This is a genomic window from Arthrobacter sp. efr-133-TYG-120, assembly GCF_030209785.1.
Lineage (GTDB): Bacteria > Actinomycetota > Actinomycetes > Actinomycetales > Micrococcaceae > Arthrobacter.
This window is the reverse complement of the sequence record NZ_JARVRI010000014.1, coordinates 386736-405335: the sequence shown is the minus strand read 5'-3', so window position 1 is coordinate 405335 and position 18600 is coordinate 386736. Positions and strand designations below refer to the sequence as shown.

The window sequence follows — 18600 nt, the reverse complement described above, 5'->3', positions numbered from 1 at the left end:
TTGAGTAATCAGTGTTGAGAAATCAGTGTTGAGTAGTCAGGGTTTGGGCAACGGTGGTGGAGCCGCGCATTAGTGCATGTACAAGCCGCCGTCGACATTCAGCGTCTGGCCCGAGATGTAGCCGGAGTCTTCGCTGATGAGGAAGGCGATGGCGGCGGCGATGTCCCGCGTGGAGCCCACGCGGTTCACCACGAGGTCCTTGGTGAGTTCGTCCTTGCGTTCCTCGCTGAGGGTGCCGCCCATGATGTCGGTGTCGATGGGGCCGGGAGAGATGGCGTTGACGGTGATGTCGTACTCCCCCAGTTCGCGGGCCGTCGCACGGGTCAAACCGATGACGCCGGCCTTGGCCACCGAATACGGGGTCTTGGAGAACGTCCCGCCACCGCGCTGGGCGGAAACCGAGGAGATGTTCACGATGCGCCCGATCCGGTTCCTGACCATGGATTCGGCCACGCGGCGGGTGGCGTAGTGGACGCCGTTGAGGTTGATGTTCAGGACGCGGTCCCATTCAGCGGGCTCGAGTTCCAGGTACGGAACCGGTGAGCTGACACCGGCAACGTTGGCCAGTGCGACGATCTGCGGCAACTCGGCCTCGAGGGTGTCGATCGCCGACCGTACCTCGGCTTCGGAAGCCACGTTGGCGCCGACGCCGTAGGCCTGGACTCCATATTCGGCGGCGATTTCCTTGGCGGTGCTCTTGCAGAGGGCGTCGTCGAGGTCGATGATGCCGATGTTCCAGCCCTGTGCTGCGAGGTAGTTGACGGTGGCCCGGCCGATGCCGCGCTCGGAGACAGCGCCGGTGACGATTGCGGTGCGTTCTGCGGGGAAGGTGCTCATGGGTATTCTCCTGTGAATGTGGGCTAGTTGATCGGTGCCGGGCCAAGCTCATCAAGGAGCTTCTGCATGGCCACGTAGGCCTTGTTCCGGTAAGCGATGAGTTCGGGCGTGCGTTCCGCCGGGACGTTGAGGAAGCCCGCGCCGGTCTTGGTGCCCAGCTTTCCCGCCTCCACGAGGTCGCTCAGGATCTTCGGCGTCGCGAAGCGCTCCGGGAATCCGGTCTGCAGGGATTTGTAGCAGAAGTTGTAGACATCCAGTCCGGCCATGTCCGCGATCGCGAACGGACCAAAGAACGGCAAGCGGAAGCCGAACGTCGTACGGACCAGGGTGTCGACGTCGTCCGCTGTTGCGATCCCCTGCTCCACCAACTGGGCGGCCTCGTGGAAAAGCGCGTATTGCAGCCGGTTGAGCACGAAACCGGTGACGTCCTTGACGACGGCGGTTTGCTTGCCGGCCGCGTGGACCAGTTCGCGGGCCGCAGCCACGGTCTCCGGCGTGGTGCCGGCGTGGGGGATGATCTCGACGCCGGGGATGAACGGCGACGGGTTGGAGAAGTGCACTCCCAGGAATCGCTCGGGGCCGACAACGGCCTCGGCGAGATCGGCGATGGAAATGGTAGAGGTGTTGGAGCCGATCAGCGCGTCGGGACGGGCGGCCGCGCTGATGCGGGCCAGGGTCTGGTGCTTGATGTCGAGGACCTCGGGGACGGCTTCTTCGATGAAGTCGGCGTCCGCCACCGCCTCTTCGATGTCCTTGGCTGCCCACAGATTGGCTTTCAGGATTGCCGTGGAACCTTCTGGAAAGAGACCTGCGGCCACGAATTCGTCCGACTCCACGAGCAGGCGGTCGTAGTTCTTCTGCGCGATTTCGGCGGACACATCCGCCAACGCCACGCGCGCTCCCCCGAGGGCCAGGACCTGCGCGATCCCGCCGCCCATGTAACCGGAGCCGACGACGGCGATCTTCCGGGCCGCGCTTCCGTCGCCTGTGGCGCTGCTTGCTGATTCAGTCATGTCACACTGCCTTTGTGTAATCGGGCTCGTAGGAGCAAATGGCGTCCACCTTGGCGGCGGAAGATGATGTTTCGTCGAAGTGGTGGCCCAGCCATTCGCCCACCAGTTTCTTGGCCAGTTCCAAGCCAATCACCCGCTGTCCCAAGGTCAGGACCTGGGCGTTGTTGCTGAGGACCGAGCGTTCCACGGAGTAGCTGTCGTGCGCGGTGACGGCCCGGATTCCGGGAACCTTGTTGGCCGCGATAGCCACGCCCAGGCCCGTGCCGCAGATCAGGAGGGCGCGATCTGCCTCGCCCTCGGCAACTTTGCGCGCTGCGTCCACGGCAACGTGCGGGTAGGCGGTGGAGTCGTTGGCGCCGACGCCCACGTCGGTGACGGACGCCACCCTGGGGTCCGCTTCAAGCAGCGCCATGAGTGCCTGCTTGTATTCGACGCCCGCTTCGTCATTGCCGACGATGATCCGCCAACCCTCTGAGGTGCTCATGCTTGTACTCCGTTTTTTGCCGGGGACGCCAGCTGCGCGTCGATATGTTGTGAGATCCTCGCCGTGATCAGCCCGAAGGAGACCGCGCCAGGATCGGGGTGGCCCAGGCTCTTCTCCGCAAGCGGACGGGCCCTGCCCTTGAGCGGACGCAACCGCGCCGTGTCAGCTGCCGCGGACTCGGCCGCCGCAGCAGCAGCCGCGAGGGCCCGGTCAACCGGGGCTCCGGCGTCGAACTCTGTGAGGAACGCATCCCGGAACGGCAGCAGCGCGTCCACCATGGTCTTGTCGCCGGGCTCGGCCTTGCCAAGCTCGGTGATCGCGTCCACAAAACCAGTGACGGCGGCCGCGGCATCCTCGCCCGAGTAGCCCGCTTTGTTGCCGAGTGCCTGTCCGGCCGCGATGATCGCCGAGCCCCACAATGCGCCCGAGGTTCCGCCGGCGCGTTCGCTCCAGGCCTCCCCCGCCGCCGTCAGGATCCGACCCACCGAGGCTCCGCTTGCCGCCTCTGCTGCGCTGAATGCCGCTTCAACGCCGCGTCGCATACCGATGCCGTGGTCGCCGTCGCCGGCAATCGCGTCCAGCTTGCCGAGTTCCTCTTCATGTTCGACGACGACGTCCCGCACCTGGGCGAGCACGGCCACGGCCTGCCGCCCGAGTTCGGCAGCAGCCGCGGAGGGCTGCTCGACGTCGGACTCGTCCACCGCGGTGACGCTCGCCAAGTAGCGGGGCGGGCGGGGCGCGAGGTTGCCCTTGCGGAACGCCGGAGTGTCCGCGGGTGCTGCCCAATACTGTTCGAGCTCCTCGTCCAGCCAGAGCAGCGTGAGTGAAAGACCGGACATGTCCAAGCTTGTCACGAGCTCGCCGCACTCGGGTTCGACTACCGTGTGGCCAGCCTTGCCGAGGAGCTTTTCGATCTTGCCGAAGAGAAGGAAGAGCTCGTCGTACTTGACGGTGCCCAGGCCGTTGACAAGAGCCACCACGCGGTCTCCGGCGTCGTCCGGTTTGTCGTTGAGGAGCTTGGAGACGAGCAGTTCGGCGAGCTCGGAAGCGGTGGGCATTTTGTGCTCGGAAATGCCCGGTTCGCCGTGGATGCCCAGGCCGAGGGACATCTGGCCGGCCGGAACGTGGAACAGCGGATCCGAGGCGCCTGGGAGTGTACAACCGTCGAAGGCCACCCCGAGCGAACGCGTGCGGTAGTTCGTTTTGATGGCCAAGCGCTCGACGGCGTCGAGGTCCAGTCCCGCTTCGGCCGCGGCCCCGGCGATCTTGAAGACCGTGAGGTCGCCCGCGATCCCGCGCCGCTTTTCGATCTGGTCCAGCGGCGCGCTGGCGATGTCGTCGGTAACAGTCACGGTGCGGGTTTCGATGCCTTCGGCGTTGAGCCGCAACTGGGCCTGGCCGAAGTGCAGCACGTCGCCAGCGTAGTTGCCGTAGCTGAGCAGGACTCCGCCGCCAGCGTTGGCTGCTTTGGCCACGCGATACACCTGGCCGGCCGCCGGGGAAGCGAACATGTTGCCGCACGCCGAGGCAGTTGCCAGGCCCGGTCCCACCAGTCCGGCGAAAGCAGGGTAGTGTCCCGAGCCGCCGCCCACCACGAGGGCGACCTGTCCGGCGGGGACTTCGGTGGAACGGACCACTCCGCCGTCCACCCGGGCAACATAGCCGCGGTTGGCGGCGACGAATCCGTCCAGGGCATCGTCCGCAAAGTCTGCGGGGTTGTCGAAAATCCTTGTCATGGCTCTAGACGCCGGCCAGCTGGGAGGTTGCTGGCTGGGTGGAGCCGGTCCGGCCGGAAGGCAGCTGCCGGCCCTGGGCTACCTGGCTCTGGCCGAGGACGTAGTTCTCGGTCTTCGGAAGAACCTGCCGCCGGAGGTATTCCTGGTTGCTCGCCGTGACGCTGAGCCCGTCGCCGCCGTAGTGCTCGGTGCACAAGATGCCCTGGAAGCCTACCGACAGCGCGAGTTTGAAAGCCTCGCGGTAGTTGATCAGGCCGCTCTCCATCGGCGCAGGCATGGTGATGTAGCTGTCCCGGGCCACGTCTTCGTCGCGGATGTAGTTCTTCATGTGCCAGTAGTTGGAGTACGGCAGGGTCTTGGCAACCATCTCGCGCCAGTCCTCGATGGGACGGTGGAGGCGGATCAGATTGCCAAGATCGGGGTTGAGGCCAACGTTGTCCAGCCCGATGTCCTGCACCAGCTGGACCGAGGAATCAGCGGTGCCGAGGTAGGTGTCCTCGTACATTTCCAGGGAGAGGAGAATGCCGGCTTCCGCGGCGTGCTCCCCGAGTTCCCGCAAGCGGGCGACGGCGTTGCCCCAGGCTTCCTTGTTCCCTGCCGGATCCTTGTAGCCTTCCACCGTCCAGAACCACAGCTGCTTTTGCTGCTCGGCGGTGATGGCCTGGTGCAGTCCGAAGGAGACAACCTCGCAGCCGAGTTCGGCTGCGGCATCGATGGTCCGGTGGCTGTACGCCAGGTTCTCGGCCCAGTCGCGGGTGTGGATGATGCTGCGGCGGATAGCCGAGATGACCGGGATGCCAATGCCAACGTGCTCCGCGGTCTGCTTGAACTCGGCGAGGCGTTCCTTGCCGAGGTCCCCCGGGCGGACCCAGCTGTCCGTGAGGTCTGCGTTGGCAAATCCCGCGTCCTTGACTTCCTGCAGGACGTCGGCCCAAGCGGAAGTTTCGGCGTCGTTGATGTGCTGTCCCGTGGCGTCGGTGCCGGGGAACTGGAGCAGGGCCGCAGTGATGGGCCAGGTTTCAGCGGTGTAAGCCATAGTTTCACTCCTTCGTGGAATCCTGTTTCCTATAGGATTTACTATTCAGGCAAGGCTGTCAACATATTTATTCGGACTTCCGTGGGCTGGCCCCGTCTCTTCGCACCCTAGCTCCGCGTCATCAAAGATCCTATATGTCTTACATATGTTTGTGAAGTGGGTCACCGGACGCCGCGTTCGCCGCGCACGCAAAAGGCCCGCCGTTAGGCGGGCCTTCGGGGTCTGGCGGCGTCGGGTCGCCGTCCTGGATCGCCGTCGGACTCGGCTTGGCCGGCGACGGCTCAGTCAGCGGGTGCGTCGGCGATGGCCCGGGCGCGGACCTTGTGCACGTGGTCGGCCATGGCGGCCGCGGCCTGCTCCGGGTCACCGCTCGCCAGCGCGTCGAGCACTGCTTGGTGTTCCGCGATGGCCTGGTCTGCGTCGGTGATGCCCACTCCCCCGAACAGTCGGAACCGCTGGACCTGGCCACCCAGCGCGGCGTAGGCAGCAAGCATGAATTGGTTGCCGGACTGCTCGGCGATCAGCTTATGGAAGCGCTCATCGGCGTCGAGATAGTCCCGGAATTCCACGAAAGACGGGCCTCGAGGAGCAGTCTCCAGGTCCTTCACAGCCTCCCGCAGATCCGCCAAACCCTCCGGAGTGATCCGGCTGCACGCCAAGCGGGCATTCACGGGCTCAATCGCGAGCCGGGCCTCCATGAGTTCGGCAAAATCCTCGCGCGTGAAAACCGGGGCCACCCTGTACCCCTTGAGGGCAACCCGGCGGACCATGCCTGTGTGCTCCAGCCGCGCCAGTGCCTCGCGCACCGGCGTCGGCGAAACGTCCAATTCCCGCGCCGTCCCGTCGATGCTGACCGCGGCTCCCGGTTCGAGCCGGCCGTCCATGAGCCACGCGAGAAGTTCCTCGTACACGTGGTCGGCGAGAACCTGGCGGCTGACGGGCCGGCCGGGGGCGCGGTCCCGGGAGGAAGCGAGTTTCATAGACAAATCCTATAGGAATGGTCTCTCTGTGGCGGCTTCGGACGCCCTATGCGGACTCTGAAGCCTCGCGCGCACGGTTAAACCGCGACGGCGGCACCTTTCGCGGGTGCCGCCGTCGGGGTTTCGGGGTTCTAGTTGGCGTAGAACGGGTAGTCGGTGTACCCCTTCGCGCCTTCGCCGTAGAACGTGGACGGATCCGGTTCGTTGAGCGGGAGGCCTTCACGCCACCTGCGCGCAAGGTCCGGGTTGGCGATGGCCGGGCGGCCAACCACCACGGCGTCGGCGTGACCGTCGGCCACGAGCGCCAGGGCTTCATCCCGGGTGGTCACTACACCGAAGCCGGTGTTGACGAGGAACGTACCGTTGAAGCGCTCGCGCAGGTCCTGGACGAGCTCACCCTTGGGATCATGGTGGAGGATGCTGAGGTACGCGAGGTTGAGCGAGGCGATGGTGTCCACCAGGACTTCATAGGTGGCGCGGACATCCGCGGGGTCGGTCTCGGCGATTCCCTGGACCGAGTGCTCAGGGGAAATCCGGATGCCGACCCGGTTGGCGCCCAAGGCTTCTACCACCGCGTTGACGGTCTCGATCACAAAGCGTGCACGGTTTTCCGGCGAACCGCCGTAGCTGTCAGTGCGGACGTTGGTGTTGGGTGCCAGGAATTCGTGCAGCAGGTAGCCATTCGCCGAGTGGAGTTCGACGCCGTCGAATCCTGCCTCGACGGCGTTCCGGGAAGCCGTGACGATTTCCTGGATCACCGAGGGAAGTTCATCGGTGCTCAGTTCGCGGGGCACCGGATAGGGCTTCTTGCCGTTCGGCGTGCGCACTTCGCCGTCGATGGCCACGGCACTGGGTGCCACGATCTCCTGACCGCCCGTGATGTCCGAGTGGGAAACGCGGCCACCGTGCATGACCTGGGCGAAAATCCGGCCACCCTCGGCATGGACGGCATCCGTCACTTTCTTCCAGCCGGCGATCTGTTCCTCGGTGACGAGGCCAGGCTGTCCCGGGTAGGACTGGCCCGCGGGCGTGGGGTACGTGCCCTCACTGACGATCAGCCCGAGGGAAGCACGCTGCCGATAGTGCTCCGCGACCAGCGGGCCGGGAACGCCTTCGACGCCCGAACGGAGGCGGGTCAGCGGCGCCATGACCAAGCGGTTGGGAATTTCAATCTCGCCGAGAGTCAAAGGGGAAAACAACATGGGCAGTGCCTTTCAAACGGGAACAGGTCCACTGGCGGCAACTGCAGCGCGCCTGCAACTATTCCTGTTGAGACGCGGATCACACGCCCTTAGGGAACGCCCGGGCAGCCTTCGCCCCGCGGATTCACGATGCAGTTGTCGGCGTAGTTGCGCGTGATCGACCTCCAGACGCTCACCTTCTGGGACGGCGACGCAAATTGTCCTGTGCCGGGAATCGGCATGTCCGGACCGCCGTTCACGGAGTAGGTGCCGCGGAAGGTGGTGGTCAAAACAACCCAGTAGTCATCTGTCCCGGCGTAAGCGTGGCTCGTGCGCGTCTTTTCGCCCCATCTTTCTTCAGGAAGTGGACCACCCATAGTTGGCCCCGGCCCGAGCGTCGCACCATCTCCGTAGTCCCATCGATATTCGACCGGTTCTGCCTTTATGACCACCTTTTGCCCGAGCATGTCCACAGTAAAAGCCTGTTCGGAGGCCTCAGCGTAGAAGTTGGTTTCAGCGCCCCTCAGCGTATGTGGAAATGGCTGAATGCCAGATACTGCTGGTGTGATTGGAAGTTGTTCGAATTTCGACTGTATCTGGGCGGCAATTTTCTCGAGCACGTCTGTGGGCTTTTCCGAATACAAGCAACGGTCCGGTTCGATCCGCTGCCAAACATCGGAGTCGGAGAAAGTGAATTGGTCAAACCACCTTACGGGTCGACCATTTTCACCTTCGTTGCATCGTGCACGGGTAACACAGGCTGAATCAACATCGTTCCGATCGTTTACGATGCAGAGCATCTCGTATTTGTATCGTTTTTGGGAAACGGGCGACTCCGCAGGGAGGTCAACCCAGTTTCCCGTGGCAGGGTCGATCCTCCAGACCCCAACACCATCATCGTTCCAGTCAACGATGGGACCCGCTGCCAGCGAGACCGGGGCGACCAAAATCGACACAAAAAACAAAAGCATGACTGCGGCCGCAAAACGAAATCCCCAAGATTTCAATTCGCTATCCGCCAATTCTATCGACGTTCGACGCAGTCCACGCCCCGTTGTTAAAATTGGCAATCATGATGTCGGCTTGAAGGCTGGTCTTGGGTGATGACTGTTCTACAGAACCATCCGATCGGTGATACGAAATCGCTTGCCGATGATACTGAATGATCACTTGATAGTTCCCACCGGTATCGGGGGTGAACTTGGTGTCAGCGGCCACAATCGATAATTTGCCACCCTCAATCCATTTTCCGCCGGAGTTCCACTCTTCAACGGTCGGACGCACTCGGGAGCAGGAGGCGCAGCCTGACCCGGTGACGGTATTAACGGGCTTAAGATCACCCGTTTCATACGCGAAGTTCATCAGGTCATACCAGTACCTCGCAAACGCCTCCACGCCTTCCTTCGTGTTCGCCTTCGCGGCCTCCGGCAACACGGGAACCGGGACGTTCTCGGCTTTCCCCTTGGCGTCCGCGGGTTTGTAAACAGCCGTCGAGGTCGGAGAGGGAGCACCAGTGACGCTGGCTGAAGCTGAAGCAGAAACTGTAGGCGACGCAGACTGCGGCTGGGTACTGATCCCGCACGCAGTCAGCGTCAACGCCGTGCCAAGGCTGACAATCATGAAAAAGCGAGCAGAAACCGAGGTGCGTGGAGTCATGGTTTGCTATCCCCAAATAGTTTTCAAGACTAAACGTTTCCAAAAAGGGTAGCTTAATTGCCCGTCGTGGCGGGAAAGTTATCCACAGGCTCTGGTTCATTACACACCATCGCTTCACCAGCGCGGCCCACCACAACCAGCCCACCACAACAAACACAAACCAAGGGCCCCGACGACGGGACCGCGGCCAGGCCGCCCATCCGTCGTCGAGGCCTATGGGACCTTGAACTCCTACCTACTTTTGGGCAGGCAGGACCAACTCCCCCGACTTATCCGTCGACAAGGCGAGCGAAGAGATGAACTGCGGCTCGCCGTCGGGCCCATCCTGGGCCGAGCGGACCATGTCCGGGCGCTCGAACTCCAGTCCGGTCACGTGGCACAGCAGCTTGGCGTCGCTCGGGTTGCCGTCGGCGTCGAACATCGGCAGATCGATTCCGTCGTCGGAGCGGCGTAGGTAGTACTTCCCGCGGGTTAAAACGGCCAGCGCTGGCGGCAGCACAAGCGCCAGCCCAACGGCGAAGATCGGCGAATATGGCTGCACAGCTGAGCCGAAAGCGCCGAAGAACACCGCAATCGAGATAACGGCCGAAACCAACATCGACACGAAGCCCACCGGGTTGACTGCGAAAAGCATGCCTCGGCGGAATTCGGGAACCTTGGGCGAAATCTTGAGCAAATACTTGTTGATGGCAATATCGGACGCAACGGTAACCACCCATGCCATGGCGCAATTCGCGTAGAACCCAAGGATGGTGTTCAGGAACTCGAACATGTTCGCTTCCATCAGCACCAGCGCAATCACCAGGTTCACCACCACGAACACCATGCGCCCCGGGTAACTCTTGGTGATACGCGTGAAGCTGTTGGTCCACGCGAGCGAGCCGGAGTAGGCATTGGTCACGTTGATCTTGATTTGCGAAATGACCACAAGCACCACGGCCAAGGTCATCGCCAGCCAGGCCGGCATCATTTCCTGGTACACGCCAAGGAATTGATGCACCGGCTCGTTGGCATGCGCGGAGGCGGCTGGATCCAGGGTCGCAATCAGGTAGATGGCAATGAACATGCCCACGATCTGCTTGATCGCGCCGAAAATCACCCAGCCCGGCCCCGCGAGGATCACGGCACGCCACCAAGCACCACGGTTCTCGGCGGTCTTGGGAGGCATGAAACGCAAATAGTCAATCTGCTCCGCGATCTGCGCCATGAGCGACAGGCAGACACCCGCGGCCAGCATCACGGAGGCCAGGTTGGTGCCTTCAGCGCCGGATTTGCCCGTGAACGCGAAGAATTCCCCGATGCTGTCCGGGTGCGAAATCACCAAATACCCCACGGGAACCACCATGAGCAGGAGCCATAAAGGAGTGGTCCACACCTGCAGCTTGGACAAGGCCTTCATCCCGTAAATCACCAAGGGAATCACAATAAGCGTGGACGCCGCATAACCGAGCCACTGCGGGATGCCCAGCCCAAGTTCCAGGCCTTGAGCCATGATGGAACCCTCAAGCGCGAAGAAGATGAACGTGAACGTCGCGAAAATGACGTTGGTGACCACCGAGCCGTAATAGCCGAATCCGGAACCCCGCGTGATGAGGTCAAGGTCGATGTTATAGCGCGCCGCATAATAGGCCAAGGGAAATCCGGTGGCGAAAATGACCACGGCCGCCACCACGATTCCGAAAATAGCGTTTACGGTGCCGTACGAAATACCGATGTTCGCGCCGATCGAGAAATCAGCCAAATACGCGATTCCACCGAGCGCACTCGTCGCCACCACACCCGCACCCCATTTGCGGTAGGACCGTGGCGCGAACCTGAGGGTGTAGTCCTCCAGGCTCTCCTTCGCTGCGCTCATCGCATCGGCATTACCAGCCGTGCGGCTCCCGGCGCCTAGCGCCTCGGAAGGTTCGACGACGGCGACCCCCATCGGGGAGCCACCCGCCGTCGGTGGTTCAAGCACTTGCGTTGTCTTCGAATCGTCAGTCATCCCCAAAACTTTCCTCGTCTCGACATGTTTCCCCGATGAACATGGGCTCGACGCTATCGGCGGGATGGAACCACGGAGTCACGACGATGTTTCCGCGCTGTAACTTATCCAGCGAGTTGGACGCCAAGATTGCGGCTCCGGGTTTGTGGACGTCCAACAAAATCGCGGTCCCGTAGGCCCACTACCGTCGTGAAGGAACGCACCATCCCCTGCAAGTAACGGCCGAGGAGCATCATGACCACCCAGCCAAACCCAAGGCGTACGTCCACCTATCCGATTCTGGAAACAGCCCGCGAGCAAGTCCTCGCGAAAGGCGAAGGACTCAGCGAAGCCCAACTGCTCGAGATCCTCGAGCTCCCGGACGAGGCCATTCCCGAAGCCCTGCAGCTTGCCCACGAAGTCCGCCTGGAGCACTGCGGCGAGGACGTCGAAGTGGAGGGAATCATCTCCATCAAGACCGGAGGATGCCCTGAGGACTGCCACTTCTGTAGCCAGTCGGGCCTCTTTGACAGTCCGGTCCGGGGCGTCTGGCTCGACATCCCCGAGCTTGTGAAGGCCGCGAAGGAAACCGCCGCCACCGGGGCCACGGAGTTCTGCATCGTCGCAGCCGTCCGAGGCCCGGACATCAAGCTCATGAACCAGATCAAGTTCGCGATCGACCGCATCAACGCAGAAGTGGACATCAACATCGCGTGCTCGCTGGGCATGCTCACCCAGCGCCAAGTGGACCAACTCGCCGAATGGGGCGTCCACCGCTACAACCACAACCTCGAAACCGCGCGCAGCTACTTCCCCGAAGTCGTCACCACGCACACCTACGAGGAACGCCTCGATACTTGCAACATGGTCAAGGCGGCCGGCATGGAACTGTGCTGCGGTGCCCTGATCGGCATGGGCGAAACCACCGCCCAGCGCGCCGAACTCGCCAGCCAGCTTGCGGCCCTCGAACCGCACGAAGTCCCGCTGAACTTCCTCAATCCGCGCCCGGGAACGCCCCTCGAAAACCAGGGAATCATGGACGGCAAGGACGCCCTCCGCGCCATAGCGGCGTTCCGCCTCGCCATGCCGCGGACCGTGCTGCGTTACGCCGGCGGACGGGAACTGACCCTGGGCGACCTCGGCACGCGCGAAGGCCTCATGGGCGGCATCAACGCGGTGATCGTCGGCAACTACCTCACCACGCTCGGCCGACCCGCCGACGCAGACCTCAACCTCCTCGTGGAACTGAACATGCCCATCAAGGAACTCCAGAAGTCGCTGTGAGTACTGTTGAGACGGCAAGCTTCTGCGGGCACTGCGGCGGACCCGCCACGCAAGCCAGACCCGCCATGCAGGGCGACCCGGTACCCCAAGGTGAGCGCCCGACGTCGGACGCCCACCTGGGCTGCCAGCAGCGCCTCGCGATGGAGCCTCCCCGCTATTGCGCTGTCTGCCGGCGCCGCATGAAAGTCCAGGTCACGCCGCTCGGCTGGACCGCTGAATGCTCGCGCCACGGCCGGGTTACGCCATGAGCGTCATCCAGCGTGACCGGGCAAGCCTCTGGCATCCCTACGCTCCGGCGTCGGGGACGCTGCCGTTGTGGGAAGTCGAAGACGCCGACGGCGTGACGCTGCGGCTCCGCGACGAAACCGGCCAACGCCACGAGGTGCTCGATGCCATGTCCTCCTGGTGGTCGGTCATCCACGGGTACCGGAATCCCGTCCTGGATGCCGCGGCGAAGCGCCAACTAGCTACGTTCAGCCACGTGATGTTCGGCGGCCTCACCCATGAACCCGCCGTCGAATTGGCCGAACGGCTGGTCGCCATGGCCCCTTCCGCGGCGGATCGGCCGAGGTTGGAGCGGGTTTTCCTGGCGGATTCTGGATCGGTGTCCGTGGAGGTGGCGCTCAAGCTCGCGGTACAGTTCCAGACTGCGTCGGGGTTCCCCAAGAGGCAACGCTTCCTCAGCATCCGCGGCGGTTACCATGGCGACACCTTCGCGGCGATGGGCGTCTGCGACCCCGTGGATGGCATGCACTCGGCCTTCCCCGGGCTGCTCGGAGCCAATGTGTTCGCCGCGAGGCTACCCGCCGCGGGCGCGCCGCCCGAGGAAATCGCGGAATGGCAGGCGCACACAGAAGCCCTCGCCCAAGAACACGCCAACGAGCTCGCCGCGATCATCGTGGAACCCGTGCTTCAAGGCGCCGGCGGCATGTTCGTCTACGCCGCCGAATGTCTCCGCATCCTCCGCGACATCGCCGATCGGCACGGGATCCTCCTGATCCTCGACGAGATCGCAACGGGCTTCGGCCGCACGGGCGAGCTCTTCGCCGCGCAGCATGCGGGCGTGGTTCCCGACATCATGTGCGTCGGCAAAGCACTCACGGGCGGTTACCTCACGCTCGCGGCGATGCTCTGCACGGGCGAAGTGGCGGCCCGCGTATCGAGCGGCGGTGCCGGAGCCTTGCTGCACGGACCCACGTTCATGGGCAATCCGCTCGCGTGTTCCGTGGCCAATGCGAGCCTGGGAATTCTCGACGGCGGCGGGTGGCGCAGCGATGTGGCCCGGATCGGCTCGGGCCTGGCGGCCGGCCTCGAAGCTGCAAATGCGTTCGACGCCGTCAAGGACGTCCGCACCATCGGCGCCGTGGGCGTCATCGAGTTGAACACGGAAGTGGACGTCGCCGCAGTGACGAGTGCCGCCGTCGGGCATGGGGTGTGGGTGCGGCCGTTCCGGAACCTTGTATACGCGATGCCGCCCTACATCAGCACCGCCGAGGAGATCCGGCGGATCGCAGAGGGTATGGTGGCGGCCGTTGCCGAGGTGCACGGGCCATGAGCAGGTCAATGACCGCGTGGTTGGAACAGCAGGCCGCGGTCCGCGAGCGCCGAGGACTCGTCCGTTCGCCCTTGACGCGCCTCGGTCCGGACGCTGCGGTGGACCTGGCGAGCAACGACTATCTTGGACTCGCGCAGGACCCGAGGCTGGCAGAGGCCGCCCGCGAAGCGATTGGCCGTTGGGGAACCGGTGCCACGTCCTCGCGGCTGGTTGCCGGTACCACGGCGCTGCACCTCGAGCTCGAATCCGAGCTCGCGAGCCTCACCGGCATGGAATCGGCGTTGGTCTTCTCTTCCGGGTACTTGGCGAATCTGGGGGTCACGACGGCGCTCGGCGGCCCCGGGGCCCTCATCGTGGCCGACGAGCATTGCCATGCTTCGCTGATTGACGGTTTCCGCTTGAGCCGGTCGAGGGTGGAAACGGTCCCGCACAACAATCTCCTCGCGACCGAGCACTGTCTGCGCACCCGTACCGAGCCCAGGGCCCTGATCGCCGTCGAGTCCATCTACAGTGTCTTCGGCGATGCCGCCCCGCTCCCCCGGCTGTTGGCGCTGGCCGAAGAGCACGACGCGATGCTCATCGTGGACGAAGCCCATAGCCTCGGTGTTGCGGGCCACGGGGCATTTGAGGGTCACGGCTCGGTGGCTGGAACTGAGCTTTCGGGCCACCCCTACGTGGTGCTGACTGCGACCCTTTCCAAGTCGCTCGGCAGCCAAGGGGGTGCCGTGCTTGGCAGCGCGCTGCTCCGCGAGCACCTCGTCAACCGGGCCCGCAGCTTCATCTTCGACACCGGGCTCGCACCGTCGTCGGCCGCGGCTGCCCTGGCCGCCGTCGGGATCATCCGCACTGAACCGTGGCGTGCGGCGGCAGTTCACCACAACGCCGCCAGCCTCAGCGCCGGACTGGCGCCCGTGCTGCGCGAGCCGGGCATCGCCGTCGTGCCCGTTGGCGCGCCGCTTCAGACGGCAGGTGCCGTTCAGTCCGTTCCCATGCCCTCCGCTGCGGCCGCACTTGCGGCGAGCCAGGCGGCGCACGGGGCGGGTGTCCGCGTCGGCTGCTTCCGCCCGCCCTCGGTGCCCGACGGCGTCTCGCGCCTCAGGCTGACGGCCCGCGCCACCCTCACTCCCCGCGACATCGACTACGCGTGCGCAACGTTGCGCCGCATCCTGGAGGAAATGCCATGAAACTGCCACCCATAGTGCTGGTCACCGGAACGGACACCGGCGTCGGCAAGACCGTCACGACGGCGGCGCTTGCGTCCGCGCTGCAGGCGGACGGTCGCTCGGTGGCCGTGTACAAGCCGTGCCAGAGCGGCGCCGTGACGGGCGATTCCGATTGCGCCGAAATCACCCGCTTGGCCGGACCGCTCACAGCCGAGGCCGGCGTCGTGCTCCAAGAACCCCTCGCCCCGGTGCCCGCGGCCGCGCTGGACGGCGTCACGCTGCCTCAGCTTGCGGCATATGCCGCGCGCGTCCGCGAACTTGCCGGCACGCATGACCATGTCCTCGTGGAGGGTTCCGGCGGTCTCCTCGTGGAGTTGGACCCCGACGGCGGCACGCTGGCGGATCTGGGCAGCCGCCTTGGCAGTGACGCGACTTTTGTGGTGGTTGCCCGCCCCGCGTTGGGAACCCTGAACCACACGGCGCTGACGCTCGAAGCCCTGGAACGCAGGGATTTGGCTGTGCTTGGAGTGATTCTGGGAACCTGGCCGGACGACCCGGGCGTGCTGGAACACGGCAACCGGGCGGCGCTCGGCACGTTGCGGCCGCTTCTTGGGGTGCTCCCCGAGCGCGCCGCGGACCTCCCACCCGTGACGTTCCGGGCGGCGAGTGTGCACTGGCTGAACGGGGCCTGGTCATGAACGGGGCCTGGTCATGAGCGCCCCTTCTGCCAGCGCCCAGACGTGCCCGTATCTGGTGCTGCGGGAGCCCTCGGCTGTGCGGGAAGTCCTGCACCGGCCGGAAGACTTCAGCCCGGCGAATGCCCTCATCGCTGTGACACCTTTGTCCGGACCATCGTTGCGGGTCCTGCAGCGCGCCCGCTTCGCGCTGCCGCCGGTGCTGGCCAGCAATGACACGGCTTCCCACGCTGGCATTCGCAAGGTGGTGGCCGGGTTCTTTACCCCGGCAACGGTGGGTGCTTTTGAGCCGCGCATCCGCGGCATCGCGCGGGATGCCGCTGCCGCCGCTGTTGGCCTGCTGGAAAAGGGTGGGCAAGTGGATCTGGTGCAGGCCGTGGCAGCGTACCCGCCGGCGATCGTGATGTTGGAGCTTCTGGGACTCCCTGTCCGTGATCTTCCGGAGCTAAAAGCCTGGAGCCTGGACTCGCTCGAGCTGTTCTGGGGCTGGCCGGATCCCGAGAGGCAACTGGAACTGGCGCACAGCGCGGCCGGGTTCTACAGCTGGCTGCGGGAACTCGTCCTCGAAGCCGTGGCATCCCCCGGACGCAATCTCTTCCGCTCCTTGGCGGAGCACGGCCTCAGCACGCCGGAGATCTGTTCCCTCGGCTACTTCCTGCTCATCGCAGGGCAGGAAACCACCACTCAACTCATCAGCACTGCGCTATTCCGGCTTGCCGAGGGATCAGTGGGCTTTGACTGGAAAGACGCGGCCTCCGGAACCACTGCACGGGACCTCATCCGGCACGTCCTGGCTACGGAATCCTCCGTTCCCACATGGCGCCGGGTTGCCGCCCAGGACACAGTGCTCGACGGCGAGCGCGTCCCCGCCGGCGCCGAAATCCTCCTGGAACTCACGGGCAACCACGCGTCATCCGGCCGGGCTTCGGCGGCCCACGAGCAGGGTCCCACGGCCTACGGGCTGGCCTTCGGCTCAGGGATTCACCGTTGCCTTGGTGCGAAGCTCGCGGAACTGGAGGCCGCCGTCGTCGTGCAGGAAACCGCGGCAGCGATGCAATGCGTCCGTTTGGCAGAGCCGAACCCCGAGTGGCTCCGCCTGCTGTCTTTCCAAGCTCCGCGGACGGTCAGCGTCGAGATCTGAGGAAGTCGGTGGCCTCGTTCACTGCCGGCGCATCGGGGTGGATGCTGCGGGTTTCCGATCGCTGGTTCCGGGTGCGAACCCAATCGCCGGGGTGCACTTTCGGCAAGATTTTGGCGATGGCCAGCGCGCCATACATCAACGTATTAATCGCAACGAAGGTCGCCAAGACGGCAAACCAATCGGAATGCAGAATTCCCTCGGGAAACAAAATTCCAGTGGGAAGGGAAGCGGAAATAGCCATGATTACCCTGCCTTCGATGGTTCGCCGGTTGGTGAATGGTTGAGGTGTTTCCATTTGGCTTGCTTGCCAAGGGAAATGTCGATGATTCCCTTGACATACACCACGTTGAGGAACATGTCGAAGAACAACTCCGGAAAGAGCGTGACTGCCAAGAGGCGTGCCCGCCAGCCACCCTTCCACACGGTGACAACCCGCTCGATGGAGAAGACGACGCCGATTCCCAGCCAGAACGGGAACCAGACCCAGTTGTCCAGGGACAAAACCATCAAGAGGATCAGCAGGAGGTACGCGCTGAGGGCAATCACTCCGTAGCCAATGCCGAACTGCTGCGCCCAGTAGCGGAGCGTCTGGGGTGTGGCCCCGTAAGCCCCAAGGTTTTCCAGGGCACCCCGCTGCCAACGGAGTCGTTGCGCCCACAAGGTGCGGAAATTCGGCATCAATTCGGTGACCACAGTGCATTGCATGGGGGAAATCATGAGGCCGCCGAGGGACTTCAAGGCAATCGTGAGCTCATTATCCTCGGTCAACGATGCCGTGTCGTAAACGTCTCCCTGAATTCCCGGGATCGATTCGCCCCGGCTCTGGGCAACAGTGCGCAAGGCGCGGGGACGGAAAAGCGAGGCCGTCCCGGTCAGCACAAAAACGCGGCCACGCCGTCGTCCGATTTCCCGGGAATACCGGATATATTCGTTACGTTGGAATTGGCCGACAATTCCGTGTCCCTCTTCCCCGTAGAAAAGACCACCTACAGCCATCAGTGCCCGGTCATTGCTCATCCGCGCAACCGCGACTTCCAGGAATCCATCGTCAAGGCGGGTGTCGGCATCCATGACCATGACGACGTCGTTATCGCCTTGGCCTGGTAGCAGCCACTTCAGTGCCTGGTTGAGTGCGCCGGCCTTCTTCTTCGTGTTGTCCACCGATTCGAAGACCTCAACCCCGGCCTCGCGGGCAAGGGCGGCAGTTGCATCAGTGCAGTTGTCGGCAACCACAACCACGCGGTCCGGGCGGTGCGATTGGGACAAAAGGGAGGCGATGGTGGCTGGCAACGAGGCTTCTTCATTGTGCGCAGGGATCAAGACGGTCACCGTGACCGGGCCGGCGTACACACCGCGGGTTTCGTCCATGACGATCTTTGGCGCCAGCGGTGTCCGGGGATGCGCGGAGCGGCGTGATCTGTTGGCAATGCGCTGCTCCAGCACAGCCACGCCAGCGGATAGCAGAAGGGCAAAGGCTATGGCCACGAGAATCACGCGGGGCTGCGGCGCCACTGAATCGTAGAGAATCCTCCAGACACCGAGGACAATCCCCTCAGCCCGCGATTCGACCGCTGAATTCCCTGTCGAGGCAATAGCGAACCACAAAAGGGCCGCTGCACCGCCGACTGTTACCGCGATCACAATGCCGACCATGCGCTGAAATATCCCTCGACCCACCGGCGAATGCTATCAGTCGTTCGCGGCGCGAGGCCGACGCTCGCTCACATCATGGGCATTTCCGGCCGACCCTCGCTCACAAACAAGCCCTTCCAACCAACGCCCGCTCACAAACAAGGCCTTTCCGGCCAACGCCCGCTCACATCATGTGATCGAGGGTTCTAGTTTTGGGCGCCATACGTGAGCGGGCGTCCAC

Annotated in this window: 18 protein-coding genes; 6 read left to right on the top strand and 12 right to left on the bottom strand. The window is 64.0% G+C overall.

What is annotated here, in order from left to right:
* Positions 1–69: 69 nt before the first annotated feature.
* From QRN51_RS10095 to QRN51_RS10050, 10 genes are all read right to left on the bottom strand, one after another.
* A complete protein-coding gene (locus QRN51_RS10095; protein WP_284989717.1) occupies positions 70–837 on the bottom strand; it encodes an SDR family NAD(P)-dependent oxidoreductase in 768 nt (255 codons plus the stop codon).
* A 23-nt stretch (positions 838–860) separates the two neighbouring features.
* Positions 861–1850, bottom strand: a complete 990-nt coding sequence (locus tag QRN51_RS10090; protein WP_284989716.1) for a 3-hydroxyacyl-CoA dehydrogenase family protein — start codon at positions 1848–1850, stop codon at positions 861–863.
* Position 1851: 1 nt separating this feature from the next.
* Complete coding sequence (locus QRN51_RS10085; RefSeq protein ID WP_284989715.1) at positions 1852–2334, bottom strand: ribose-5-phosphate isomerase; 483 nt, start codon at positions 2332–2334, stop codon at positions 1852–1854.
* The gene (gene dhaL, locus QRN51_RS10080; protein ID WP_284989714.1) at positions 2331–4070 is read right to left on the bottom strand and encodes a dihydroxyacetone kinase subunit DhaL; all 1740 of its coding nucleotides are present in this window, start codon (positions 4068–4070) and stop codon (positions 2331–2333) included. The genes QRN51_RS10085 and dhaL overlap by 4 nt, the downstream gene beginning before the upstream one ends.
* Before the next feature lie 4 nt (positions 4071–4074).
* Positions 4075–5106, bottom strand: coding sequence for a sugar phosphate isomerase/epimerase family protein (locus tag QRN51_RS10075; RefSeq protein WP_284989713.1), 1032 nt, complete (start codon positions 5104–5106; stop codon positions 4075–4077).
* A 281-nt stretch (positions 5107–5387) separates the two neighbouring features.
* Positions 5388–6086: a GntR family transcriptional regulator gene (locus QRN51_RS10070; RefSeq protein ID WP_284989712.1), complete on the bottom strand. Its 699-nt coding sequence runs from the start codon at positions 6084–6086 to the stop codon at positions 5388–5390.
* 131 nt (positions 6087–6217) lie between these two features.
* Positions 6218–7288 carry an alkene reductase gene (locus QRN51_RS10065; RefSeq protein WP_284989711.1) on the bottom strand — a complete coding sequence of 357 codons (1071 nt, stop codon included), beginning with the start codon at positions 7286–7288 and terminating at the stop codon, positions 6218–6220.
* Positions 7289–7377: 89 nt separating this feature from the next.
* Entirely contained in the window at positions 7378–8289 is a 912-nt protein-coding gene (locus QRN51_RS10060; RefSeq protein WP_284989710.1) for a hypothetical protein, read from the bottom strand.
* Entirely contained in the window at positions 8279–8923 is a 645-nt protein-coding gene (locus tag QRN51_RS10055; protein ID WP_284989709.1) for a DUF6318 family protein, read from the bottom strand. The genes QRN51_RS10060 and QRN51_RS10055 overlap by 11 nt, the downstream gene beginning before the upstream one ends.
* A gap of 235 nt (positions 8924–9158) precedes the next feature.
* Positions 9159–10910, bottom strand: a complete 1752-nt coding sequence (locus QRN51_RS10050) for a purine-cytosine permease family protein (RefSeq protein WP_284989708.1) — start codon at positions 10908–10910, stop codon at positions 9159–9161.
* A gap of 234 nt (positions 10911–11144) precedes the next feature.
* Here QRN51_RS10050 and bioB point away from each other — a divergent pair, with 234 nt between their 5' ends.
* Genes bioB through QRN51_RS10020 form a run of 6 tightly spaced genes read left to right on the top strand, consistent with a single transcriptional unit; the run spans position 11145 to position 16727 of the window.
* On the top strand, positions 11145–12173 hold the full coding sequence (gene bioB, locus QRN51_RS10045) for a biotin synthase BioB (RefSeq protein ID WP_284989707.1): 1029 nt from the start codon (positions 11145–11147) through the stop codon (positions 12171–12173).
* The gene (gene bsaP / locus QRN51_RS10040; RefSeq protein WP_284989706.1) at positions 12170–12421 is read left to right on the top strand and encodes a biotin synthase auxiliary protein BsaP; all 252 of its coding nucleotides are present in this window, start codon (positions 12170–12172) and stop codon (positions 12419–12421) included. Before bioB ends, bsaP begins: the two co-directional genes overlap by 4 nt.
* The gene (locus QRN51_RS10035) at positions 12418–13728 is read left to right on the top strand and encodes an adenosylmethionine--8-amino-7-oxononanoate transaminase (RefSeq protein ID WP_284989705.1); all 1311 of its coding nucleotides are present in this window, start codon (positions 12418–12420) and stop codon (positions 13726–13728) included. Before bsaP ends, QRN51_RS10035 begins: the two co-directional genes overlap by 4 nt.
* Positions 13729–13736: 8 nt before the next feature.
* Positions 13737–14912 carry an 8-amino-7-oxononanoate synthase gene (locus QRN51_RS10030; RefSeq protein ID WP_502870856.1) on the top strand — a complete coding sequence of 392 codons (1176 nt, stop codon included), beginning with the start codon at positions 13737–13739 and terminating at the stop codon, positions 14910–14912.
* Positions 14909–15589 (top strand): dethiobiotin synthase, encoded by a 681-nt coding sequence (gene bioD / locus QRN51_RS10025; RefSeq protein ID WP_284989703.1) that lies wholly within the window; start codon positions 14909–14911, stop codon positions 15587–15589. Before QRN51_RS10030 ends, bioD begins: the two co-directional genes overlap by 4 nt.
* 13 nt (positions 15590–15602) lie before the next feature.
* On the top strand, positions 15603–16727 hold the full coding sequence (locus tag QRN51_RS10020; protein WP_284989702.1) for a cytochrome P450: 1125 nt from the start codon (positions 15603–15605) through the stop codon (positions 16725–16727).
* On the opposite strand, the gene QRN51_RS10015 is transcribed toward QRN51_RS10020, so the two are convergent.
* Together QRN51_RS10015 and QRN51_RS10010 are read right to left on the bottom strand one after the other, a co-directional pair.
* Positions 16711–16968 (bottom strand): hypothetical protein, encoded by a 258-nt coding sequence (locus QRN51_RS10015; protein WP_284989701.1) that lies wholly within the window; start codon positions 16966–16968, stop codon positions 16711–16713. The two genes, QRN51_RS10020 and QRN51_RS10015, sit on opposite strands and share 17 nt — an antisense overlap.
* A gap of 2 nt (positions 16969–16970) precedes the next feature.
* Positions 16971–18380 (bottom strand): glycosyltransferase family 2 protein, encoded by a 1410-nt coding sequence (locus QRN51_RS10010; protein ID WP_284989700.1) that lies wholly within the window; start codon positions 18378–18380, stop codon positions 16971–16973.
* Positions 18381–18600 lie beyond the last annotated feature (220 nt).